We start from the raw sequence: 21,808 nt of genomic DNA on the forward strand, positions 1-21,808 counted from the left end.
GGCTGCGGCCCTTCACCCGGTCCCCGCGTGCGCGGGTGCACGCTGCGCGGCTCAGAGCACGCGCACCGCACCCGACGCCGGGTAGCCCGAGAGGTCCTGGATCACGACGCCCTTTCCGGGGTTGGCCGCGTCCAGGTACTGGCCGTCGCCGATGTAGACACCCACGTGGTACGCGGAGCCCTTGCCGCCCCAGTACAGGATGTCGCCGACCTGGATGTCGGACAGCGGGATGTCGGTGCCGGACATCGACTGGTCCTGCGAGACCCGCGGAAGGTCCACGCCGACCTGCTTGAACGCGGCCTGCACCAGGCTGGAGCAGTCCCACGCGTCGGGGCCCGTGGCGCCCATGATGTAGGCGTCGCCCACCTGCGCCTTGAGGAAGGCGATGACGGTCGCGACGGAGCCGCTGGCCGGCGCCGACGCCACGGTCTCATCGGCGCTGTCCGAGGCGGTGGACGCGGGCGCGGACGCGGTGGACAGGGTGGCCCGCTCCGCGGCGCGGGAGGCGGCCTCCTCGGCGGCGGCCCGGCGGGCCGCCTCCTGCTCGGCCTTCTTCTCGGCCGCGGCCTTCTTCGCCACCGCCAGGTCCGCCCTGGCCTGCTTGGCGGCCGCGGCGGCGGCCGCGTCGCGCTCGGCCTCCAGCTCGTAGTTCGCCGCGGCCAGCTCCATGGCGTCCGCGGACTCGGCGACCTGGGCGGACAGATCGGCCGTGAGGGCGGGCAGTTCGATGGTCTGCGTCACCGGCTCGGCGGCGTTCGCCGTGGCCGACGCACCTGCCGCCGCCATGCCGAGGACGCCACCGGCGACTCCGGCGCGCATCGCGATCGTGGACGACGCGGTGCGGCGGGGCTTCCGGTGGCTGCGTATGTGAGCGGTGGTGTGGGACATGAGAGCAATCGGTATCAGGGGCTCCTCCATACCTTCAAGAAACGTGTGCTGCGCCACAGTTGTTCAATCGAGGCCCCGAATCCCGGGCGCGTCACTCTTTATTGACGCCGTAACGGACATTGCGGACGCACCCTTTCAAGCCTGTGATCATGGGCTTTCGTCGTTACGTCCGGATTGCCCCGCACCTACCACTGGTGACGACAGTTGGCCAAGCCCGCTTCTCATGGGGCTCTTACGGATGTGGCGGAGGTCACGGAACGGTCACCGTGTCCGCCGCGTCCCGTGCGGGCAGGCGAGGGCGCTGCGCTCGTGAACGCGTGCACACGTCCACATTCGACCCCTCACCTCCCCCTGATGTGTGAATGCCGCCCCCTATCAGGAGGTGCCGCCGGGTGCCAATTTGCATGCAGCGGAAGTCTCTTGATATTGAGACGACCCCTCTGAGCTGCCCTGACGAGCGAAAATGTCACGTCTGGTGATCACTCGGACGCTTCGAGTGTGAAGATCACCGCTCATCCGACTTCATGATCCTTCGTCAGGTGGTGGAGATCACAAAGCTTGTGGAATACCCCGTGTCGCAGATCACAGAGCGCCGGGCATAGGATGCGAGGCAGTTGGGCTTGTGACCTGCTTCACATGTTCTCGATCTTCGCCCGGGACGAGCGGGATCCGAGGGGCCGGTGGGGCGGAAGCGAGCCAGTGCAACCGCCAGCAGTCAGTGCCGACTGAGAGGAGCGAGGAGCGGTGAACGCGTATGCGCCCATCCTCGTACTGGGAGCGCTCGGGGCAGGCTTTGCGATCTTCTCCGTGGTCATGGCCACGCTGATCGGTCCGAAGCGGTACAACCGCGCCAAGCTCGAAGCCTACGAATGCGGCATCGAGCCGACCCCCACGCCGGCCGGCGGCGGGCGCTTCCCCATCAAGTACTACCTGACGGCGATGCTCTTCATCGTCTTCGACATCGAGATCGTCTTCCTCTACCCCTGGGCCGTCACCTTCGACGCCCTGGGTGTGTTCGGGCTCGTGGAGATGCTGCTCTTCGTGCTCACCGTCTTCGTCGCCTACGCGTACGTGTGGCGGCGCGGCGGCCTGGAATGGGACTGAGGGGCCTAAAGGACATGGGACTCGAAGAAAAGCTGCCGAGCGGATTCCTGCTGACCACCGTCGAGCAGGCCGCGGGCTGGGTGCGCAAGGCGTCCGTCTTCCCCGCCACGTTCGGCCTCGCCTGCTGCGCCATCGAGATGATGACCACCGGCGCCGGCCGTTACGACCTGGCGCGCTTCGGCATGGAGGTCTTCCGGGGATCGCCGCGCCAGGCGGACCTGATGATCGTCGCCGGCCGGGTCAGCCAGAAGATGGCGCCGGTGCTGCGGCAGGTCTACGACCAGATGCCGAACCCCAAGTGGGTGATCTCCATGGGGGTCTGCGCCTCCTCGGGAGGCATGTTCAACAACTACGCCATCGTCCAGGGCGTCGACCACATCGTCCCGGTCGACATCTACCTCCCCGGCTGCCCGCCCAGGCCGGAGATGCTGATGGACGCGATCCTCAAGCTCCACCAGAAGATCCAGACCTCCAAGCTCGGGGTGAACGCCGAGGAGGCGGCCCGCGAGGCGGAGGAGGCGGCGCTCAAGGCCCTGCCCACCATCGAGATGAAGGGGCTGCTGCGGTGAGCGACGCCAACGGCACCAGCGGGGCGAACGGCGAGAACGGGGCGAACCCCGAGAAGGACCTCTCCGCCTCCAACCTCCCCGGCCAGCGGGGCCAGGGCGGTGAGGAGATCCGTGTCCAGCGCGGCATGTTCGGCGCCGAGAACGGCGGCGACACCTCCGGCTACGGCGGCCTGGTCCGCTCGGTCAGGCTCCCCGGACCGGCGAGCCGCCCCTACGGCGGCTGGTTCGACGAGGTGGCCGACGAACTGGAGGGCGCGCTGGAGGAACAGGGTCTCCTCCCCGGGAACGCGATCGGGAAGACGGTCGTCGACCGGGGCGAGCTCACCTTCCACATCGAGCGTGAGCACCTCGTCCGCGTCGCCCGCACCCTGCGCGACGACCCGGCCCTGCGCTTCGAGCTGTGCACCGGCGTCAGCGGCGTGCACTACCCGAACGACAAGGGCCGCGAGCTGCACGCCCTCTACCACCTGCGCTCGATCACCCACAACCGGCTGATCCGCCTGGAGGTCAGCGCCCCCGACAGCGACCCGCGCATCCCCTCGCTCGTCCCCGTCTACCCGACGAACGACTGGCACGAGCGCGAGACCTACGACTTCTTCGGAATCGTCTTCGAGGGTCACCCGGCCCTGACGCGGATCATGATGCCGGACGACTGGCAGGGCCACCCGCAGCGCAAGGACTACCCCCTCGGCGGCATCCCCGTCGAGTACAAGGGCGCCCAGATCCCGGCTCCGGACCAGCGGAGGTCCTACTCGTGAGCACTTCCCCCGCCTCTCCCCGCGAGACCACCGAGGGCACCGTGTACACGGTCACCGGCGGCGACTGGGACGAGGTCGTCCAGAGCGCGGCCCGCGCCGACGACGAGCGCATCGTCGTCAACATGGGTCCTCAGCACCCGTCCACCCATGGAGTGCTGCGCCTGATCCTGGAGATCGAGGGCGAGACGGTCACCGAGGCCCGCTGCGGCATCGGCTACCTGCACACCGGCATCGAGAAGAACCTCGAGTTCCGCACGTGGACGCAGGGCACCACCTTCGTCACGCGCATGGACTACCTCACGTCCTTCTTCAACGAGACCGCCTACTGCCTCGGCGTCGAGAAGCTCCTCGGCATCGAGGACCAGATCACCGAGCGGGCCAAGATCATCCGGGTGCTCCTGATGGAGCTGAACCGGATGTCCTCCCACCTGGTGTGCATCGCCACCGGCGGCATGGAGCTCGGCGCGACCACGATCATGATCTACGGGTTCCGCGACCGCGAGATGATCCTCGACATCTACGAGCTCATCACCGGCCTGCGGATGAACCACGCCTACATCCGCCCCGGCGGACTCGCCCAGGACCTGCCGCCCGGCGCGGTGGACCAGATCCGCGAGTTCGTGAAGAAGATGAAGAAGAACCTCCCGGAGTACGACAAGCTCGCCACCGGGAACCCCATCTTCAAGGCCCGTATGCAGGACGTCGGCTACCTCGACCTGGCCGGCTGCATGGCCCTCGGCGCCACCGGCCCGATCCTGCGCTCCACCGGCCTGCCGCACGACCTGCGCAAGGCGCAGCCGTACTGCGACTACGAGACGTACGACTTCGACGTCCCGACCGCCGACTCCTGCGACTCCTACGGCCGCTTCCTGATCCGCCTGGAGGAGATGCGCCAGTCGCTCAGGATCGTCGAGCAGTGCCTGGACCGGCTCCAGCCCGGCCCGGTCATGGTCGCCGACAAGAAGATCGCCTGGCCGGCCCAGCTCGCCCTGGGACCGGACGGACTCGGCAACTCCCTCGACCACATCAAGAAGATCATGGGCACCTCCATGGAGGCCCTGATCCACCACTTCAAGCTGGTCACCGAGGGCTTCCGCGTCCCGCCGGGACAGGCGTACGCGGCCGTCGAGTCCCCCAAGGGAGAACTCGGGGTGCACGTCGTGTCCGACGGCGGCACCCGCCCCTACCGGGTCCACTTCCGCGACCCGTCCTTCACCAACCTGCAGGCCATGGCGGCGATGTGCGAGGGCGGCCAGGTCGCCGACGTCATCGTCGCCGTCGCGTCCATCGACCCCGTGATGGGAGGCGTCGACCGGTGACCACCTCTTCTTCCGAGCGGGGCGTCAGCCTGGGCATGCCGGAACTGCCCGCGCCCGGCTACCCGGACGACGTCCGGGAACGCCTGGAGCGCGACGCGCGCGAGGTCATCGCCCGCTACCCGGACTCCCGCTCCGCCCTCCTGCCGCTGCTGCACCTCGTGCAGTCGGAGGAGGGACACGTCACGCGCACCGGGATGCGGTTCTGCGCCGACGTGCTCGGCCTGACCACGGCCGAGGTCACCGCGGTCGCCACCTTCTACACCATGTACCGGCGGCGGCCCTCCGGCGACTACCAGGTCGGCGTGTGCACCAACACCCTGTGCGCGGTGATGGGCGGCGACGCGATCTTCGAGGCCCTCCAGGAGCACCTCGACGTCGCCAACGGCGAGACCACCGACGACGGCAAGGTCACGCTGGAGCACATCGAGTGCAACGCGGCCTGCGACTTCGCCCCGGTCGTGATGGTCAACTGGGAGTTCTTCGACAACCAGACCGTCGAGAGCGCCAAGCGCCTCGTGGACGACCTGCGCGTCGGGCGGACGGTCTCACCCACGCGCGGGGCACCGCTGTGCACCTTCAAGGAGACCGCGCGGATCCTGGCCGGCTTCCCCGACGAGCGGCCCGACGCCGTCGAGGCGAGCGGCAGCGCGGGACCGGCCTCCCTGGTGGGCCTGCGCCTGGCCAAGGGAGAGACCGCGCCCGCGCGCGTGGTCCACCCGCGCGACGGCGGACCGCACGACGAGCCGCAGGACAGGGTGCACGAGCCGTCCCCGGCCGAGCACCTCAGCTCGCACGACGCGCCGCAGGACACATCGGCATCCGACGCCGCCCACCCGGCGGCGCCCAACGCCGAGGAGGGGGAGTGATGACCTTGGCACCCGAGCTGAAAGACACCAGCCCCGAGAAGCTGCTCGCACCCGTGCTGTCGTCCTTCTGGGACGAGGAGCGCTCGTGGACGCTGGACGTGTACCGAAGGCACGAGGGGTACGAGGGACTCCGCAAGGCGCTCGCCATGTCCCCGGACGAGCTGATCGCGTACGTCAAGGACTCCGGTCTGCGCGGTCGCGGCGGCGCGGGATTCCCCACCGGCATGAAGTGGCAGTTCATTCCGCAGGGCGACGGAAAACCGCACTACCTGGTGGTCAACGCCGACGAGTCGGAGCCCGGGACGTGCAAGGACATCCCGCTCCTCTTCGCGAACCCGCACAGCCTCGTCGAGGGCATCGTCATCGCGTGCTACGCCATCAGGTCCTCGCACGCCTTCATCTATCTGCGGGGTGAAGTCGTCCCCGTGCTGCGGCGGTTGCACGAGGCGGTGCGCGAGGCGTACGAGGCGGGCTACCTCGGTGAGAACATCCTCGGCAGCGGCCTCGACCTGGAGCTCACCGTGCACGCGGGCGCGGGCGCGTACATCTGCGGCGAGGAGACCGCGCTCCTTGACTCGCTCGAAGGCCGCCGCGGCCAGCCGCGGCTGCGTCCCCCCTTCCCTGCCGTGGCAGGTCTCTACGCCTGCCCCACTGTGGTGAACAACGTCGAGTCCATCGCGTCGGTTCCCGCCATCCTCAACAACGGCAAGGAATGGTTCAGGTCGATGGGCAGCGAGAAGTCCCCGGGCTTCACGCTCTACTCGCTCAGCGGCCATGTCGCCAGCCCCGGCCAGTACGAGGCCCCGCTCGGCATCACCCTGCGCCAGCTGCTGGAGATGAGCGGCGGGATGCGGCCCGGGCACCGGCTGAAGTTCTGGACGCCCGGAGGCTCCTCGACGCCGATGTTCACCGACGAGCATCTCGACGTCCCCCTCGACTACGAAGGAGTGGGGGCCGCGGGTTCCATGCTCGGCACGAAAGCACTCCAGTGCTTCGACGAGACGACCTGCGTCGTGCGCGCCGTGACCCGCTGGACCGAGTTCTACGCCCACGAGTCCTGCGGCAAGTGCACGCCCTGCCGCGAAGGCACCTACTGGCTGGTTCAGCTGCTGCGCGACATCGAGGCCGGCAAGGGCGTGATGAGCGACCTCGACAAGCTGAACGACATCGCCGACAACATCAACGGCAAGTCCTTCTGCGCCCTCGGCGACGGTGCCGCCTCGCCGATCTTCTCCTCGCTGAAGTACTTCCGCGAGGAGTACGAGCAGCACATCACGGGCCGTGGCTGCCCCTTCGACCCGGCCAAGTCGACGGCCTGGGCCGACCGTACGGAGGTGAACGCATGACAGTGACCACCAGCGCTCCCTCCGGAGGCGGGGAGGCGGCGGTGCCGCCGGAAGACCTCGTGACGCTGACGATCGACGGCGCCGAGATCAGCGTGCCCAAGGGCACCCTGGTCATCCGGGCCGCCGAACAGCTCGGCATCGAGATCCCCCGCTTCTGCGACCACCCGCTCCTCGACCCGGCCGGCGCCTGCCGCCAGTGCATCGTCGAGGTCGAGGGCCAGCGCAAGCCGATGGCGTCCTGCACCATCACCTGCACCGACGGCATGGTGGTGAAGACCCAGCTCAGCTCGCCCGTCGCGGAGAAAGCCCAGCGGGGTGTGATGGAGCTCCTGCTCATCAACCACCCGCTGGACTGCCCCGTCTGCGACAAGGGCGGCGAGTGCCCCCTGCAGAACCAGGCCATGTCGCACGGCCAGGCGGAGTCGCGCTTCGAGGGCCGCAAGCGGACCTACGAGAAGCCGGTTCCGATCTCCACGCAGGTGCTGCTGGACCGTGAGCGCTGCGTGCTGTGCGCGCGCTGCACCCGCTTCTCCAACCAGATCGCCGGCGACCCGATGATCGAACTGGTCGAGCGGGGCGCGCTCCAGCAGGTCGGCACCGGTGAGGGCGACCCCTTCGAGTCGTACTTCTCCGGCAACACCATCCAGATCTGCCCCGTCGGCGCGCTCACCTCGGCGGCGTACCGATTCCGCTCCCGCCCCTTCGACCTCGTCTCCTCCCCCTCGGTGTGCGAGCACTGCTCCGGAGGCTGCGCCACCCGCACCGACCACCGGCGCGGCAAGGTCATGCGGCGGATGGCCGCCCCGGACCCCGAGGTCAACGAGGACTGGATCTGCGACAAGGGGCGCTTCGGGTTCCGGTACGCGCAGCAGCGCGACCGCCTGCACACGCCGCTCGTGCGCAACGCCGACGGTGAACTCGTGCCCGCCTCCTGGCCGGAGGCCCTGGAGGCCGCGGCCCGGGGGCTGACGTCCGCCCGCGGCCGTACCGGCGTGCTGACCGGCGGGCGCCTGACCATCGAGGACGCCTACGCGTACAGCAAGTTCGCGCGCGTGGCGCTCGACACCAACGACATCGACTTCCGCGCGCGCGTGCACAGCAGCGAGGAGGCCGACTTCCTGGCGGCCCGGGTCGCCGGACGCGGCCGGGACCTCGACGGCACGGGGGTCACCTACACCGCCCTGGAGGACGCGCCCGCCGTCCTGCTGGTCGGCTTCGAGGCGGAGGAGGAGGCGCCGGGCGTCTTCCTGCGGCTGCGCAAGGCATGGCGCAAGCACGGCCAGAAGGTGTTCTCGCTGGCCACGCACGCCACCCGCGGCCTGCAGAAGGCGGGCGGCACACTGCTGCCGGCCGCTCCCGGCACCGAGACCGAGTGGCTGGACGCGCTCGCGAGCGGTGCGGGCCTGGAACAGCCCGGCGGGCGGTGCGCCGAAGCGCTGCGCGCGGACGGCTCCGTGATCGTCGTGGGCGAGCGGCTGGCCACCGTCGCGGGCGGGCTCACCGCCGTCGTACGAGCCGCCGGCGCGACCGGCGCCCGGCTGGTGTGGATCCCGCGCCGGGCCGGGGAGCGCGGCGCGATCGAGACGGGCGCGCTGCCGTCGCTGCTGCCGGGCGGACGTCCGGCCACCGACCCGCGCGCGCGGGAGGAGGTCGCGTCCGTGTGGGGCGTCGCCGAACTCCCGCACCGCTACGGCCGTGACACCGGCCAGATCGTCGAGGCGGCCGCCTCCGGCGAGCTGCGGGCGCTGCTCGTCGCGGGCGTGGAGATCGCGGACCTGCCCGATCCGGCACGCGCGCGTGAGGCGCTCGGCGAGATCGGCTTCCTGGTGTCGCTGGAGCTGCGGCCCAGCGAGGTCACCGAGCACGCCGACGTGGTGCTGCCGGTCGCGGCGGTCGCCGAGAAGGCCGGCAGCTTCCTCAACTGGGAGGGCAGGGTGCGCTTCTTCGACGCCGCGCTCAAGCCCGAGCAGATGACCCGCCGCCTGGCTCCCGCCGACGCGCGTGTGCTCCAGATGCTGGCCGACGCCATGGACGTGCACCTGGGCCTGCCGGATCTGCGCACCGTGCGTGCGGAGCTGGACCGGCTGGGCGCCTGGGACGGGCAGCGGGCCACCGACCCGCTGGAGACCGGAGGCGTGCTGCCCCGGCCCGCCGCCGGGGAGGCCGTGCTCGCCGGGCACCGGCTGCTGCTGGACCTGGGTGCCCTGCAGGAGGGCGACGAGGCGCTCGCCGGGACGCGGCACGCGGCCCACGCGCGGGTGTCGGCGGCCACGGCCGTCGAGGCGGGCGTGAAGGACGGCGACCTCCTGGCGGTCACCGGCCCCTCCGGCCGTGTCGAACTGCCGCTGGCGGTCACCGAGATGCCCGACCGCGTGGTGTGGCTCCCGCTGAACTCCACCGGCCGGGGGGTCGCCTCCGACGCCGGGGTGCAGTCCGGCTCCCTCGTCCGCATCGGCCCGGCGGCCTCCGCCGGCGAGGCCCCCAAGGAGGTGGAGGCATGAGCCCGTACCTCGCCGCTGAAGACCTCTCCATGTTCGGCCGCGACCCCTGGTGGCTGGTCGCGATCAAGGCGGTGTTCTGCTTCGCCTTCCTGATGGTGACCGTGCTGTTCTCCATCGTCTGGGAGCGCAAGGTCGTCGCCTGGATGCAGCTGCGCATCGGCCCCAACCGGCACGGCCCCTGGGGCATGCTCCAGTCGCTCGCCGACGGCATCAAGCTGATGCTGAAGGAAGACATCATCGTCAAACGCGCGGACAAGGTCGTCTACGTCCTCGCGCCGATCGTCGCGGCCGTCCCGGCGTTCATGGCGATCGCGGTGATCCCCTTCGGCCCGGCCGGCAACGAGATCTCGATCTTCGGCACCCGCACCACGATGCAGCTGACCGACCTGCCGATCGCGATGCTCTACATCCTCGCGGTCGCCTCGGTCGGCATCTACGGCATCGTGCTGGCCGGCTGGAGCTCGGGGTCGACGTACCCGCTGCTGGGCGGTCTGCGCAGCTGCGCGCAGATGATCTCGTACGAGATCGCGATGGGCGCCGCGTTCGCCTCGGTGTTCCTCTACTCGGGTTCGATGTCGACGTCGACGATCGTCGAGCAGCAGGCCGACCGCTGGTACGTCCTGCTGCTGCCGGTGTCGTTCATCATCTACATCGTCACGATGGTCGGTGAGACCAACCGGGCGCCGTTCGACATGCCGGAGTCCGAGGGCGACCTGGTCGGCGGCTTCAACACCGAGTACTCGTCGATCAAGTTCGCGATGTTCATGCTCGCCGAGTACGTGAACATGGTGACCGTCTCGGCGGTGTCGGTGACGCTCTTCCTGGGCGGCTGGCGGGCCCCGTGGCCGATCAGCGGCTTCTGGGAGGGCGCCAACCACGGCTGGTGGCCGATGCTGTGGTTCACCGTGAAGGTGCAGCTGCTGCTGTTCTTCTTCATCTGGCTGCGCGGCACGCTCCCGCGGGTGCGCTACGACCAGCTGATGAAGCTCGGCTGGAAGGTCCTCATCCCGGTCTCCCTGGTGTGGCTGATGCTCGTCGCCACCGTGCGGGTCCTGCGCAACGAGAACTACGACTTCGCCGACATCGCCCTGTACGTCGGCGGCGGGGTGCTCGCCCTGCTGCTGCTCTCCTTCGTCGCGGACTTCTTCCGCGACCGCGGCCGGCCGGCCGACGCGGTGCCCGCCGAGCAGGCCGCGTTCGACCCGATGGCGGGCGGGTTCCCCGTGCCGCCGCTGCCGGGACAGGAACCGCCGGCGGTGCCGCGCAGGCGCCCGCGCCGCGAGCGGGAGCTGATTGTCAGTGGCGGACCGGACACTGCCAGTGACGGATCTCTGGATGGAAAGGAGGCGTCCGATGGCTGAGGAGCCCAAGGAGACCAAGCCCGGTTTCCAGAACCCCGTCGCCGGCTTCGGCGTGACCTTCAAGGCCATGTTCAAGAAGCGGCTGACCGAGCAGTACCCGGAGCAGCAGAAGACCACCGCTCCGCGTTTCCACGGACGGCACCAGCTCAACCGCCATCCGGACGGCCTGGAGAAGTGCGTCGGGTGCGAGCTGTGCGCCTGGGCCTGCCCCGCCGACGCGATCTATGTGGAGGGCGCGGACAACACCGACGAGGAGCGCTACTCCCCGGGCGAGCGCTACGGCCGCGTCTACCAGATCAACTACGCCCGCTGCATCCTGTGCGGTCTGTGCATCGAGGCGTGCCCCACCCGCGCGCTGACGATGACCAACGAGTTCGAGCTGGCCGACTCCAGCCGCGCCAATCTCATCTACACCAAGGAGCAGTTGCTCGCCGGTCTCGACGACAACATGGTCGACTCGCCGCACGCCATCTACCCGGGCATGGACGAGCAGGACTACTACCGGGGCCTGGTGACGGAGGCCGCGCCCGGCACGGAGCGGCAGGTCGCCGTCTCCAAGGGCGAGAAGCCCGAGGACCAGGAGGTGCAGGCATGAGCGCGCAGCTCGCCGCCTACTCCACCTCCACCGGGGAGGCCGTCCAGTTCTGGGTGCTGGGCACGGTCGCGGTGATCGGCGCCCTGTGCACCGTCTTCATGAAGAAGGCCGTGCACAGCGCGCTCTGCCTGGCCGGCACGATGATCGTTCTCGCGGTGTTCTACCTGGCGAACGGCGCCTACTTCCTGGGCGTCGTGCAGATCGTCGTCTACACCGGCGCGATCATGATGCTGTTCCTGTTCGTGGTGATGCTCGTGGGTGTCACCGCGGCGGACTCCCTGAAGGAGACCATCAAGGGCCAGCGCTGGCTGGCCCTGGTGTGTGGCCTCGGCTTCGGCATCCTGCTGATCGCCGGCATCGGCAACGCCTCGCTGACGGAGTTCACCGGCCTGGGACAGGCCAACGCGGGCGGCAACGTGGAGGGTCTCGCCGCCCTGATCTTCACCAAGTACGTCTTCGCCTTCGAGATCACCGGCGCCCTGCTGATCACGGCCGCCGTCGGCGCGATGGTGCTCACGCACCGCGAGCGCACCGAGCGGGCCCGGACCCAGCGCGAGCTGGCCGAGCAGCGGGTGCGCGAGGGCAAGCACCTGCCGCCGCTGCCGGCGCCCGGCGTGTACGCCCGGCACAACGCCGTGGACGTCGCGGGCCTGCTCCCCGACGGGACCCCCTCGGAGCTCACGGTCAGCAAGACCCTGCGTGAGCGGGGCCAGATCCGGGACGTCTCGGCCGAGGCGCTGAACGACCTCAAGGCCATCGAGCGGCGGGCCGAGGAGCGCCTGGAGCGCACCGAGATCGATCCGCCGCACTTCAAGCGGGCCGAGGAGGCGTCGAAGTGAACCCGGTGAACTACCTCTATCTCGCCGCCCTGCTGTTCACGATCGGCGCCACCGGCGTGCTCATCAGGCGGAACGCGATCGTGCTGTTCATGTGCATCGAGCTGATGCTCAACGCCTGCAACCTCGCGTTCGTCGCCTTCTCCCGGATGCACGGCAATCTCGACGGCCAGGTCATCGCCTTCTTCACGATGGTCGTCGCCGCCGCGGAGGTCGTGGTCGGGCTCGCGATCATCGTGTCGCTGTTCCGTTCCCGCCACTCGGCCTCGGTCGACGACGCCAGCCTGATGAAGCTGTAAGGGGTCGCTGAATCGTGGAGAACCTGATTGCGCTGCTCATCGCGGCGCCTCTGCTCGGAGCGGCCGTACTGCTGTGCGGCGGCCGGCGGCTGGACGCCGTCGGCCACTGGATCGGCACGGCGCTGGCGGCCGTCTCCTTCGTCCTCGGTCTCGTCCTGTTCACCGACCTGCTGGGCAGGGCCGCCGAGGACCGCACCGTCGTCCAGCACCTGTTCACCTGGATCCAGGTCGGGGGCTTCGACGCGGACGTCGCCTTCCGCCTCGACCAGCTGTCGATGACGTTCGTGCTGCTGATCACCGGCGTCGGCTCGCTGATCCACCTCTACTCGGTCGGGTACATGGAGCACGACGAGCGGCGCCGCCGCTTCTTCGGCTACCTGAACCTGTTCCTCGCGGCGATGCTGCTGCTGGTCCTCGCCGACAACTACCTCCTGCTGTACGTCGGCTGGGAGGGCGTGGGTCTGGCCTCCTTCCTGCTGATCGGCTTCTGGCAGCACAAGCCCAGCGCCGCCACGGCCGCGAAGAAGGCGTTCCTGGTCAACCGCGTCGGCGACATGGGTCTGTCGATCGCGATCATGCTGATGTTCACCACCTTCGGCACCTTCGCCTTCGGCCCGGTGCTCGGCACCCAGGAGGAGCCCGGTCTGGTGGCCGACACCAGCGAGGGCAGGCTCACCGCCATCGGCCTGATGCTGCTGCTCGCGGCCTGCGGCAAGTCCGCACAGGTGCCGCTGCAGTCCTGGCTCGGGGACGCGATGGAGGGCCCGACCCCGGTCTCGGCCCTGATCCACGCCGCGACGATGGTGACCGCGGGTGTCTATCTGATCGTCCGCTCCGCGGCGATCTTCAACGGGGCTCCCGACGCGCAGCTGGTCGTCACCGTCGTCGGCGCGGTCACGCTCCTGTTCGGTGCGATCGTCGGTTGCGCGAAGGACGACATCAAGAAGGCGCTGGCCGGCTCGACCATGTCGCAGATCGGCTACATGATCCTCGCCGCGGGCCTCGGCCCCATCGGCTACGTCTTCGCGATCATGCACCTGGTGACGCACGGCTTCTTCAAGGCCGGGCTGTTCCTCGGCGCCGGCTCGGTCATGCACGGCATGAACGACGAGGTCGACATGCGCAGGTACGGCGGTCTGCGGAAGTACATGCCGGTCACCTTCGTCACCTTCGGCCTCGGCTACCTCGCCATCATCGGCTTCCCGGGTCTGTCCGGCTTCTTCTCCAAGGACAAGATCATCGAGGCGTCCTTCGCCAAGGGCGGCACCGAGGGCTGGATCCTCGGCGGCGTGGCCCTGCTCGGCGCCGCTCTCACCGCGTTCTACATGACGCGCGTGATGCTGATGACCTTCTTCGGCGAGAAGCGCTGGCAGCCCGACGAGCACGGCCATGAGCCGCACCCGCACGAGTCCCCGAAGATCATGACGATCCCGATGATCGTCCTGGCCGTCGGCTCCGTCGCGGGAGGCGCGTTCTTCAGCCTCGGCGACCGCTTCCTCCACTGGCTGGAGCCCGTCACCGGGCACGCCCACGGCGACGCCCCGCTCGGCGCGGGCGCGATCACCGGCGCGACGGTGGCCTGCATGGTCATCGGCGTGGCGATCGCCTGGGCCCGGTACGGACGTCGTCCGGTCCCGGCCGTCGCCCCGCGCGGGTCGCTGCTCACCCGGGCCGCCCGGCGCGACCTGTACCAGGACGACTTCAACCACGTGGTCCTGGTCCGCGGCGGCGAGCACCTCACCCGGTCCCTGGTCTACGTCGACCACACGCTGGTCGACGGTGTCGTCAACGGCACGGCTGCCTCGGTCGGCGGCCTCTCCGGACGGCTGCGCAGGCTGCAGAACGGCTTCGTGCGGTCGTACGCGGTCTCGATGTTCGGCGGTGCGGCGGTCATCGTCGCCGCGACCCTGCTGATGAGGGCGGTCTGATACCGATGTCCTTTCCTCTGCTGACAGCGACGGCGGTGCTCCCCGCGGTGGGGGCGGTGGCCACGGCCGCCGTGCCCGCCGCGCGCCGCACCGCCGCCAAGTGGCTGGCACTGCTGTTCTCGCTCGCCACCCTCGCCCTGGCCGTCGTCGTCCTGGTCCGCTTCGACCCGGACGGGGACCGCTACCAGCTCACCGAATCCCACGCCTGGATCGCGGAGTTCGGGGTCCGTTACGAGCTGGGTGTGGACGGCATCGCGGTGGCGATGGTCGCGCTCACCGCCCTGCTCATCCCGTTCATCGTCCTCGCGGGCTGGCACGACGCCGACCCGCTGGAGACCGGCAGCCGCCGCTGGCGTCCGACCCAGGGCTTCTTCGCCCTGATCCTCGCCGTCGAGGCGATGGTGATCCTCTCCTTCGAGGCCACCGACGTCTTCCTCTTCTACATCCTCTTCGAAGCCATGCTCATCCCGATGTACTTCCTCATCGGCGGCTTCGGGGACCGTGCCCACGAGCACGGCGAGGAGACGGCCTCGACGCAACGGTCGTACGCCGCGGTGAAGTTCCTGCTCTACAACCTGGTCGGCGGCCTGATCATGCTGGCCGCGGTGATCGGTCTGTACGTGGTCGCCGGGAACTTCTCGCTCACGGAGATCGCGCAGGCCCACGCCGCCGGCGAGCTCGACATGGCGACGAACACCGAACGCTGGCTGTTCCTCGGCTTCTTCTTCGCCTTCGCGGTGAAGGCGCCGTTGTGGCCGCTGCACACCTGGCTGCCGAACGCGATGGGGGAGGCGACCGCACCGGTGGCCGTGCTCATCACCGCGGTCGTCGACAAGGTGGGCACGTTCGCGATGCTGCGTTTCTGCCTCCAGCTGTTCCCCGAGGCGTCGAAGTGGGCGACGCCCGCGATCCTGGTCCTCGCCCTGATCAGCATCGTCTACGGTGCACTGCTCGCCGTCGGCCAGCGCGACATCAAGCGCCTGGTGGCCTACGCGTCGATCTCGCACTTCGGCTTCATCGTCATGGGCATCTTCGCGATGACCAGCCAGGGTCAGTCGGGCGCGACGCTCTACATGGTCAACCACGGCATCTCGACCGCCGCGCTGATGCTGGTGGCCGGGTTCCTGATCTCGCGGCGCGGCTCGCGGCTCATCGCCGACTACGGAGGGGTGCAGAAGGTCGCCCCGGTGCTCGCCGGCACCTTCCTGATCGGCGGCCTGGCGACGCTGTCGCTGCCGGGGCTCGCGCCGTTCGTGAGCGAGTTCCTGGTACTGGTCGGCACGTTCGCCAGCTACCCGGTGATCGGCATCATCGCCACCTTCGGCATCGTGCTCGCCGCGCTGTACACCCTCGTCCTCTACCAGCGGACGATGACCGGCCCGGTGAAGCCCGAGGTGGCCACGATGCCCGACCTCAGGGTGCGTGAACTCGTCGTCGTCGCCCCCCTCGTGGCACTGCTGATCTTCCTCGGTGTCTACCCGAAGCCGCTGACGGACATCGTCAACCCGGCGGTGCAGCACACCATGTCCGACGTCCAGAAGAAGGACCCCCAGCCCGAGGTGGAGGCGGCCAAGTGAGCGCAACAGCCGTCCACAGCCTGTGGACAACCGCGGCCGACCCGATCTTGAAGATCGACGCGCCGAAGATCGAATACGGGCAGTTGTCGCCCGTCCTGATCGTCGTGGGCGCGGCGATCGCCGGGGTGCTCGTCGAGGCGTTCGTGCCGCGCAGGACCCGCTATCACGCCCATCTGTTCGTCTCCGTCGTCGCGCTGGTCGCCGCGTTCGCCGCGGTCGTGGCGCTCGCCGCGGACGGGTACGGCACCACCAAGGCGCGGGTCGCGGCCATGGGCGCGATCGCGGTGGACGGTCCGGCGCTCTTCCTCCAGGGCACCGTCCTGCTGGTGGCGCTGGTCGGCCTGTTCACCTTCGCCGAGCGCCGGCTGGACCCGCAGGCGCACGGCAACCGCGTCGACTCCTTCGCCGCGCAGGCCGCCTCCGTGCCCGGCAGCGACAGCGAGAAGGCCGCCGTGAAGGCCGGGTTCACCACCACCGAGGTGTTCCCGCTGCTGCTGTTCGCGGTCGCGGGCATGCTGCTGTTCCCCTCGGCCAACGACCTGCTGACGCTGTTCGTGGCCCTGGAGGTCTTCTCGCTGCCGCTGTACCTGCTGTGCGCGCTGGCCCGCCGCAAGCGGCTGATGTCGCAGGAAGCGGCCGTGAAGTACTTCCTGCTCGGCGCGTTCGCCTCCGCGTTCACGCTGTTCGGCATCGCCCTGCTGTACGGCTACTCCGGCTCCATGTCGTACGCCGCGATCGCCCAGGTCGTCGACGGCTCCGCCACCGACATCACCCCGGCCCTCGCCGACACCATGGGCAACGACGCGCTGCTGCTGGTCGGCTCCGCGCTGATCGTGATGGGCCTGCTGTTCAAGGTGGGCGCGGTGCCGTTCCACATGTGGACGCCGGACGTCTACCAGGGCGCTCCGACCCCGGTGACCGGCTTCATGGCGGCCGCGACCAAGGTGGCGGCGTTCGGTGCGCTGCTGCGGATCCTGTACGTCGTGCTGCCGGGCCTGCGCTGGGACTGGCGGCCGGTGATGTGGGGCGTGGCGATCGTCACCATGCTGGGCGGCGCGATCGTCGCGATCACCCAGACCGACATCAAGCGCCTGCTGGCGTACTCGTCCATCGCCCACGCGGGCTTCATCCTCGCGGGTGTCATCGCCACCAGCCCGGACGGCGTGTCCTCGGTGCTGTTCTACCTGGGCGCGTACTCGTTCGTGACGGTCGGCGCGTTCGCGGTCGTCACCCTCGTCCGCGACGCGGGCGGCGAGGCGACGCACCTGTCCAAGTGGGCCGGTCTCGGCCGGCGCTCCCCGCTGGTGGCGGCCGTGTTCGCGGTGTTCCTGCTGGCCTTCGCCGGCATTCCGCTGACCTCGGGCTTCACCGGGAAGTTCGCCGTGTTCAAGGCGGCGGCGGAGGGCGGTGCGGCCCCGCTGGTCGTGGTCGGTGTGATCTCGTCCGCAATCGCCGCGTTCTTCTACATCCGGGTGATCGTGCTGATGTTCTTCAGCGAGCCGCGGCCCGAGGGCCCGACGGTGGCCGTGCCGTCGCCGCTGACGATGACGGCGATCGGTGTGGGCGTGGCGGTCACGCTGGTGCTCGGTGTGGCGCCGCAGTACTTCCTGGACCTGGCCGGCCAGGCCGGGGTGTTCGTGCGCTGAGCCCTTGCCCGGCCGTGGGCCCCGGTTCCCCCCGCGGGAACCGGGGCCCTGTGCGTGCGGTCAGGGGGCCGGGTCCGCCGGACACGTCACTCGGGGGTGCGTGGGGCTGAACAGTCCGTCGGGGTTCGACTTGTAGATCCAGGCATGCAGCGTGTAGCTGGAGCCGAGGGGCTGCGGGAGCGGGTGCGGGCCGCCGAACTGCCTGCCGAACAGGGTCGGACGGGCCACGCCCGGCGCGGCCTGCACGATCCACGTCACGGCGACCAGTCTGCGCCTGCCGTCCGGGCCGTTCTCGTAGACCAGCGCCGCGGGCCGTGCCGGGTCGGTGCTGTTGACGTCGGCCGCCCTGACGTAGTGGTAGCCCATGCCCGGGTCGCACGGGGTGGGGACGAACCCGTCGGCCCTCGCCGTCGACTCGTAGCCGTACTTGCCGGTCGCCGTGTACGTCCTGGTCAGCTGGATCTGGGCGAACGGGTCCGCGTCCGCGGCGGGCGCGGCCTGCGCGGGCGCCGCGGACAGGACGAAGGCTCCGGCTGCCGCCAGGCCGACGGCGGCTTCGAAGGGCCGAAAGGACATGGGGGGACTCCTTGGAACGGGAGGGGCGCGCGGCTGCCGGCACGCCGTCCGGGGGAAGGCGGGCCGAAGCGGCACACCGTACGGAGGGGCGGGCCTCCCCCCGTCCCGCCCGAGCAGCATCTCCACGGGAGCACCGGCACGCCATGTGACGGGGCCGTTCGGCTGAGCGCGGAGAGTGACGGCCATGACTCGACCGAGTCTGTGGACAACCCCTGCACTGTCGGTGCCGGCGCCTATCGTGGACGCAGTGGTCGAGAGACGACGTACGGGGGACACGACGATGGGCGGGACGGGCGGGATCATCGAGATGCCAGAGGTGACCGGGGCGCCGGCAGACGTGAGCGAGGCGCTGGCCGCACTGCACCGGGTCTTCGGCTATGAGGCGTTCCGCGGCGAGCAGGAGGCGGTGATCGAGCATGTGGTGGCCGGCGGCGACGCCGTGGTCCTCATGCCGACCGGCGGCGGCAAGTCGCTGTGCTACCAGATCCCGGCCCTGGTCAGACCGGGCACGGGCATCGTCGTCTCACCGCTGATCGCGCTGATGCAGGACCAGGTGGACGCGCTGCGGGCGCTCGGTGTGCGGGCCGGGTTCATCAACTCCACGCAGGACTTCGACGAGCGGCGTCTGGTGGAGGCGGAGTTCCTGGCGGGCGAGCTGGACCTGCTGTACCTCGCGCCGGAGCGGCTGCGTCTGGACGCCACACTCGGCCTGCTCGGCCGGGGCAAGATCTCGGTGTTCGCGATCGACGAGGCGCACTGTGTGTCCCAGTGGGGCCATGACTTCCGCCCCGACTATCTCGCGCTGTCCCTGCTCGGCGAGCGCTGGCCGGACGTGCCGCGCATCGCCCTCACGGCGACGGCCACGCGCGCCACCCACCGCGAGATCACCGAGCGGCTGCGCATGCCGGCCGCCCGCCACTTCGAGGCCAGCTTCGACCGGCCCAACATCCAGTACCGGATCGTGCCGAAGGCCGAGCCCAAGAAGCAGCTGCTGGGCTTCCTGCGCGAGGAGCACGCGGGAGACGCGGGCATCGTCTACTGCCTCTCCCGCAACTCCGTCGAGCGGACCGCCGAGTTCCTCACCGCCAACGGCATCGAGGCCGTGCCGTACCACGCGGGTCTGGACGCGGGCACCCGCGCCGCCCACCAGGCGCGGTTCCTGCGTGAGGACGGCCTGGTCGTCGTGGCGACCATCGCCTTCGGCATGGGCATCGACAAGCCCGACGTGCGCTTCGTCGCCCACCTCGACCTGCCCAAGTCGGTGGAGGGCTACTACCAGGAGACCGGCCGCGCCGGCCGTGACGGGCTGCCGTCGACCGCCTGGCTGGCCTACGGGCTCAACGACGTGATCCAGCAGCGCAAGCTGATCCAGTCCGGCGAGGGCGACGAGGCGTTCCGGCGCCGGGCGAGCGCCCACCTCGACGCGATGCTCGCGCTGTGCGAGAGCGCGCGATGCCGGCGCGGGCAGCTCCTGGCCTACTTCGGCCAGGACGCCGAATCGCCCGGCTGCGGCAACTGCGACACCTGTCTGAACCCGCCCGAGACCTGGGACGGCACGGTCGCGGCCCAGAAGGTGCTGTCGACGGTGGTGCGGCTCCAGCGCGAGCGGGGGCAGAAGTTCGGCACCGGGCAGATCATCGACATCCTGCTCGGCAAGCGCACCGGCAAGGTGATCCAGTTCGACCACGACCAGCTGTCCGTGTTCGGCATCGGGGAGGAGCTGGCCGAGGGCGAGTGGCGCGGCGTCGTCCGGCAGATGCTCGCCCAGGGCCTGCTCGCCGTCGAGGGCGAGTACGGCACGCTGGCGCTGACCGAGGCCAGCGGTTCGGTGCTGCGGCGCGAGCGGGAGGTGCCGCTGCGCAAGGAACCGAAGAAACCGGCGGGGGCGCGTTCGGGTTCCTCGTCCTCCGGCCGGGGCGAGCGCAAGTCCAAGGCGGCGGTGGCCGAGCTGCCCGAGGAACTGCTCCCGGTCTTCGAGGCGCTGCGTGCCTGGCGCGCGGAACAGGCCCGCGAGCAGGGCGTGCCAGCGTACGTCATCTTCCACGACGCCACGCTGCGGGAGATCGCCGCCGTCCGGCCCGCCTCGGTCCGTGAGCTCGGCGGCATCGGCGGGGTCGGAGAGAAGAAGCTGGCGACCTACGGGGAGGGTGTGCTGGCGGTGCTGGCGTCCCTGGGCGGGACACCGGACTCCGCCGGGACGCCCGGGACACCCGAGGTTCCCGGGCGGGCCGGCGCGGGGGCGGCTTCCGACGACTGGCCGGAGCCGGACGAGGAGCCGGAGCCGGAGCCGGAGCCGGACGACTGGATGTAGCGAGGCCGCGTCGGGCCGGGGACGGTCGGGCGGTCAGCCCAGCGCGGTCAGCCCCGGCGCGAACGTGATCAGCAGCGGCAGCAGCGGCACCAGCGCCGCCACGGTCGTCGTCAGGGCCCGATGTCCGCGGTCCAGGCGGGGCGGGGGCTGGAGGAGGCGGTCGACGCGCTCGCCCAGGAGGCGGTTGCTGGAGGAGCAGGACAGGACGCCGCGGTGCTGGTTCAGCTCGATCAGGGCGAGGGCCGTGGTGAGGTGCCCGCACCGGCGGGAGGCCGTGTCGTCCGCGGCGAGCTCCACCAGGCGGCGGGTCTGGTCGCAGAAGTGGGCGAAGAGCGGCACCCGGGGAAAGCCGGTGGCCAGGGCCGTCGACAGGTGCAGCAGCCAGTCGTGGTGGGCCCGGGCGTGACCTCGCTCATGGGTGAGCACGGCGTCCAGCTGACGGTCCGTGAGGCGGTGCAGGGCACCGGTGGTGACGACCAGCTGCGGCCGGTGGCCCGGCATCCACCAGGCGTCGGGGTACTCGTCCTCCAGCACCAGCAGCGGGCCGCGGGCGGCGGGGAGGTCCGCGGGCAGGTCGGGGGCGCGTTCCCGCAGATGCGCGCGGGTGAGACCACGTCCGCGGCGGGCCTCCACCAGTTCGCGGGCGAGCATCGCGGTGGTCCAGGCGGCTCCGCAGGCCAGGAAGAGGGTGAGGACGGTGGCCCAGGCCGGCGCCGTGGAGAGGTCGTAGGCGGCGGTGACGGCCGGGGGCGCCGGGGCGAAGACCCGGGAGCGGACGGTCTGGAAGACAGCGGCGGCACTGAGCACCAGGGCGGTGAGACAGCACAGCAGGACGGTGGCGACCAGGCACTGCCACACCCACAGCGCGACCACGGGCTCCCGCTCGGGCCAGGCGGCCCGGGTCAGGGCGCGAGGGGCCGGCACGGCGGCCGTCAGGGCGACGACGCCCAGCAGGAGCATGCAGACGGTCATGCCACGGGCTCCGGATCCTGATCGGGTACGGACGGGAGCGGCCGGGCGCCTCGCCCGCGGCCGCTGGGCCGGTCCGGCGACCGCCCGCCGCCAGTATGGCGGCGGCGGGCGGCCCGCGTCAGCGTCCGGGAAGGAGCGGATCGGCGGACGCGGTGCGCATCGGCGGAGCCTGCGCCCGGCAGGGCGAGGCGTTCAACAGGGCACCGGCGAGCGGGCCTTGGGCGATCCCGGCCGATCAGACAGCCGGTCGCCGCCCGCCGTCCTGGCCAGCCTCGCCGTCCTGGCCAGCCTCGCCGGACTGGCCGGTCCCGCCGGGCTGGCCGGTCCCGCCGGTCGGTCCGTTCCGGTCTGCCTCG

The 21,808-nt window shown here is 70.4% G+C and carries 18 protein-coding genes; 15 read left to right on the forward strand and 3 right to left on the reverse strand.

All coding sequences use genetic code 11. From position 1 onward, the window contains the following. Positions 1 to 51: 51 nt before the first annotated feature. Positions 52 to 918 (reverse strand): C40 family peptidase, encoded by an 867-nt coding sequence (locus ACIQGV_RS20740; RefSeq protein WP_402496527.1) that lies wholly within the window; start codon positions 916 to 918, stop codon positions 52 to 54. Between the two features lie 714 nt (positions 919 to 1,632). On the opposite strand from ACIQGV_RS20740, the gene ACIQGV_RS20745 reads away from it, so the two are divergent. From ACIQGV_RS20745 to nuoN, 14 genes are read left to right on the forward strand one after another with little or no spacing between them, the layout of a single operon-like run. After that, positions 1,633 to 1,992 (forward strand): NADH-quinone oxidoreductase subunit A, encoded by a 360-nt coding sequence (locus ACIQGV_RS20745; RefSeq protein ID WP_007383963.1) that lies wholly within the window; start codon positions 1,633 to 1,635, stop codon positions 1,990 to 1,992. 14 nt (positions 1,993 to 2,006) lie between these two features. Then, on the forward strand, positions 2,007 to 2,561 hold the full coding sequence (locus tag ACIQGV_RS20750) for an NADH-quinone oxidoreductase subunit B family protein (protein ID WP_003998928.1): 555 nt from the start codon (positions 2,007 to 2,009) through the stop codon (positions 2,559 to 2,561). Beyond that, positions 2,558 to 3,319 (forward strand): NADH-quinone oxidoreductase subunit C, encoded by a 762-nt coding sequence (locus ACIQGV_RS20755; RefSeq protein WP_402496528.1) that lies wholly within the window; start codon positions 2,558 to 2,560, stop codon positions 3,317 to 3,319. The genes ACIQGV_RS20750 and ACIQGV_RS20755 overlap by 4 nt, the downstream gene beginning before the upstream one ends. Continuing rightward, a complete protein-coding gene (locus tag ACIQGV_RS20760) occupies positions 3,316 to 4,638 on the forward strand; it encodes an NADH-quinone oxidoreductase subunit D (RefSeq protein WP_402496529.1) in 1,323 nt (440 codons plus the stop codon). Before ACIQGV_RS20755 ends, ACIQGV_RS20760 begins: the two co-directional genes overlap by 4 nt. Then, positions 4,635 to 5,504, forward strand: a complete 870-nt coding sequence (gene nuoE / locus ACIQGV_RS20765; RefSeq protein WP_402496530.1) for an NADH-quinone oxidoreductase subunit NuoE — start codon at positions 4,635 to 4,637, stop codon at positions 5,502 to 5,504. Before ACIQGV_RS20760 ends, nuoE begins: the two co-directional genes overlap by 4 nt. Next, entirely contained in the window at positions 5,504 to 6,850 is a 1,347-nt protein-coding gene (gene nuoF / locus ACIQGV_RS20770) for an NADH-quinone oxidoreductase subunit NuoF (RefSeq protein ID WP_402496531.1), read from the forward strand. The genes nuoE and nuoF overlap by 1 nt, the downstream gene beginning before the upstream one ends. Next, complete coding sequence (locus tag ACIQGV_RS20775; protein WP_402496532.1) at positions 6,847 to 9,351, forward strand: NADH-quinone oxidoreductase subunit G; 2,505 nt, start codon at positions 6,847 to 6,849, stop codon at positions 9,349 to 9,351. Before nuoF ends, ACIQGV_RS20775 begins: the two co-directional genes overlap by 4 nt. Further along, positions 9,348 to 10,712, forward strand: a complete 1,365-nt coding sequence (nuoH, locus tag ACIQGV_RS20780; RefSeq protein ID WP_402496533.1) for an NADH-quinone oxidoreductase subunit NuoH — start codon at positions 9,348 to 9,350, stop codon at positions 10,710 to 10,712. Before ACIQGV_RS20775 ends, nuoH begins: the two co-directional genes overlap by 4 nt. Further along, positions 10,705 to 11,307: an NADH-quinone oxidoreductase subunit NuoI gene (nuoI, locus tag ACIQGV_RS20785; protein WP_402496534.1), complete on the forward strand. Its 603-nt coding sequence runs from the start codon at positions 10,705 to 10,707 to the stop codon at positions 11,305 to 11,307. The genes nuoH and nuoI overlap by 8 nt, the downstream gene beginning before the upstream one ends. Continuing rightward, positions 11,304 to 12,146, forward strand: a complete 843-nt coding sequence (locus tag ACIQGV_RS20790) for an NADH-quinone oxidoreductase subunit J (RefSeq protein ID WP_402496535.1) — start codon at positions 11,304 to 11,306, stop codon at positions 12,144 to 12,146. Before nuoI ends, ACIQGV_RS20790 begins: the two co-directional genes overlap by 4 nt. Beyond that, the gene (nuoK, locus tag ACIQGV_RS20795) at positions 12,143 to 12,442 is read left to right on the forward strand and encodes an NADH-quinone oxidoreductase subunit NuoK (protein WP_402496536.1); all 300 of its coding nucleotides are present in this window, start codon (positions 12,143 to 12,145) and stop codon (positions 12,440 to 12,442) included. The genes ACIQGV_RS20790 and nuoK overlap by 4 nt, the downstream gene beginning before the upstream one ends. A gap of 14 nt (positions 12,443 to 12,456) precedes the next feature. Then, positions 12,457 to 14,370 (forward strand): NADH-quinone oxidoreductase subunit L, encoded by a 1,914-nt coding sequence (gene nuoL / locus ACIQGV_RS20800; RefSeq protein WP_402496537.1) that lies wholly within the window; start codon positions 12,457 to 12,459, stop codon positions 14,368 to 14,370. Positions 14,371 to 14,375: 5 nt separating this feature from the next. Beyond that, positions 14,376 to 15,947 carry an NADH-quinone oxidoreductase subunit M gene (locus ACIQGV_RS20805; RefSeq protein ID WP_402496538.1) on the forward strand — a complete coding sequence of 524 codons (1,572 nt, stop codon included), beginning with the start codon at positions 14,376 to 14,378 and terminating at the stop codon, positions 15,945 to 15,947. Next, on the forward strand, positions 15,944 to 17,593 hold the full coding sequence (gene nuoN / locus ACIQGV_RS20810) for an NADH-quinone oxidoreductase subunit NuoN (RefSeq protein WP_402496539.1): 1,650 nt from the start codon (positions 15,944 to 15,946) through the stop codon (positions 17,591 to 17,593). The genes ACIQGV_RS20805 and nuoN overlap by 4 nt, the downstream gene beginning before the upstream one ends. Before the next feature lie 60 nt (positions 17,594 to 17,653). Here the strand turns inward: nuoN and ACIQGV_RS20815 are convergent, their stop codons facing one another. Next, positions 17,654 to 18,169, reverse strand: coding sequence for a hypothetical protein (locus ACIQGV_RS20815; protein ID WP_402496540.1), 516 nt, complete (start codon positions 18,167 to 18,169; stop codon positions 17,654 to 17,656). Between the two features lie 280 nt (positions 18,170 to 18,449). Between ACIQGV_RS20815 and recQ the strand changes: the two genes are divergently transcribed. Then, a complete protein-coding gene (recQ, locus tag ACIQGV_RS20820) occupies positions 18,450 to 20,480 on the forward strand; it encodes a DNA helicase RecQ (RefSeq protein ID WP_402496784.1) in 2,031 nt (676 codons plus the stop codon). Positions 20,481 to 20,513: 33 nt separating this feature from the next. On the opposite strand, the gene ACIQGV_RS20825 is transcribed toward recQ, so the two are convergent. Beyond that, positions 20,514 to 21,452 carry a M56 family metallopeptidase gene (locus ACIQGV_RS20825; protein ID WP_402496541.1) on the reverse strand — a complete coding sequence of 313 codons (939 nt, stop codon included), beginning with the start codon at positions 21,450 to 21,452 and terminating at the stop codon, positions 20,514 to 20,516. Positions 21,453 to 21,808 lie beyond the last annotated feature (356 nt).

The sequence above is a fragment of the Streptomyces sp. NPDC093094 genome, assembly GCF_044754345.1.
GTDB lineage: Bacteria > Actinomycetota > Actinomycetes > Streptomycetales > Streptomycetaceae > Streptomyces.

Bases quoted from the DNA above. Each gene is read 5' to 3' on its own strand.
- ACIQGV_RS20740 (WP_402496527.1), bottom strand. From the start codon at position 918: ATGGAGGAGCCCCTGATACCGATTGCTCTCATGTCCCACACCACCGCT.
- ACIQGV_RS20815 (WP_402496540.1), bottom strand. From the start codon at position 18,169: ATGTCCTTTCGGCCCTTCGAAGCCGCCGTCGGCCTGGCGGCAGCCGGA.
- nuoF (WP_402496531.1), top strand. From the start codon at position 5,504: ATGACCTTGGCACCCGAGCTGAAAGACACCAGCCCCGAGAAGCTGCTC.
- ACIQGV_RS20750 (WP_003998928.1), top strand. From the start codon at position 2,007: ATGGGACTCGAAGAAAAGCTGCCGAGCGGATTCCTGCTGACCACCGTC.
- nuoI (WP_402496534.1), top strand. From the start codon at position 10,705: ATGGCTGAGGAGCCCAAGGAGACCAAGCCCGGTTTCCAGAACCCCGTC.
- ACIQGV_RS20790 (WP_402496535.1), top strand. From the start codon at position 11,304: ATGAGCGCGCAGCTCGCCGCCTACTCCACCTCCACCGGGGAGGCCGTC.
- ACIQGV_RS20805 (WP_402496538.1), top strand. From the start codon at position 14,376: ATGTCCTTTCCTCTGCTGACAGCGACGGCGGTGCTCCCCGCGGTGGGG.
- recQ (WP_402496784.1), top strand. From the start codon at position 18,450: ATGGGCGGGACGGGCGGGATCATCGAGATGCCAGAGGTGACCGGGGCG.
- ACIQGV_RS20775 (WP_402496532.1), top strand. From the start codon at position 6,847: ATGACAGTGACCACCAGCGCTCCCTCCGGAGGCGGGGAGGCGGCGGTG.
- ACIQGV_RS20825 (WP_402496541.1), bottom strand. From the start codon at position 21,452: ATGACCGTCTGCATGCTCCTGCTGGGCGTCGTCGCCCTGACGGCCGCC.
- nuoH (WP_402496533.1), top strand. From the start codon at position 9,348: ATGAGCCCGTACCTCGCCGCTGAAGACCTCTCCATGTTCGGCCGCGAC.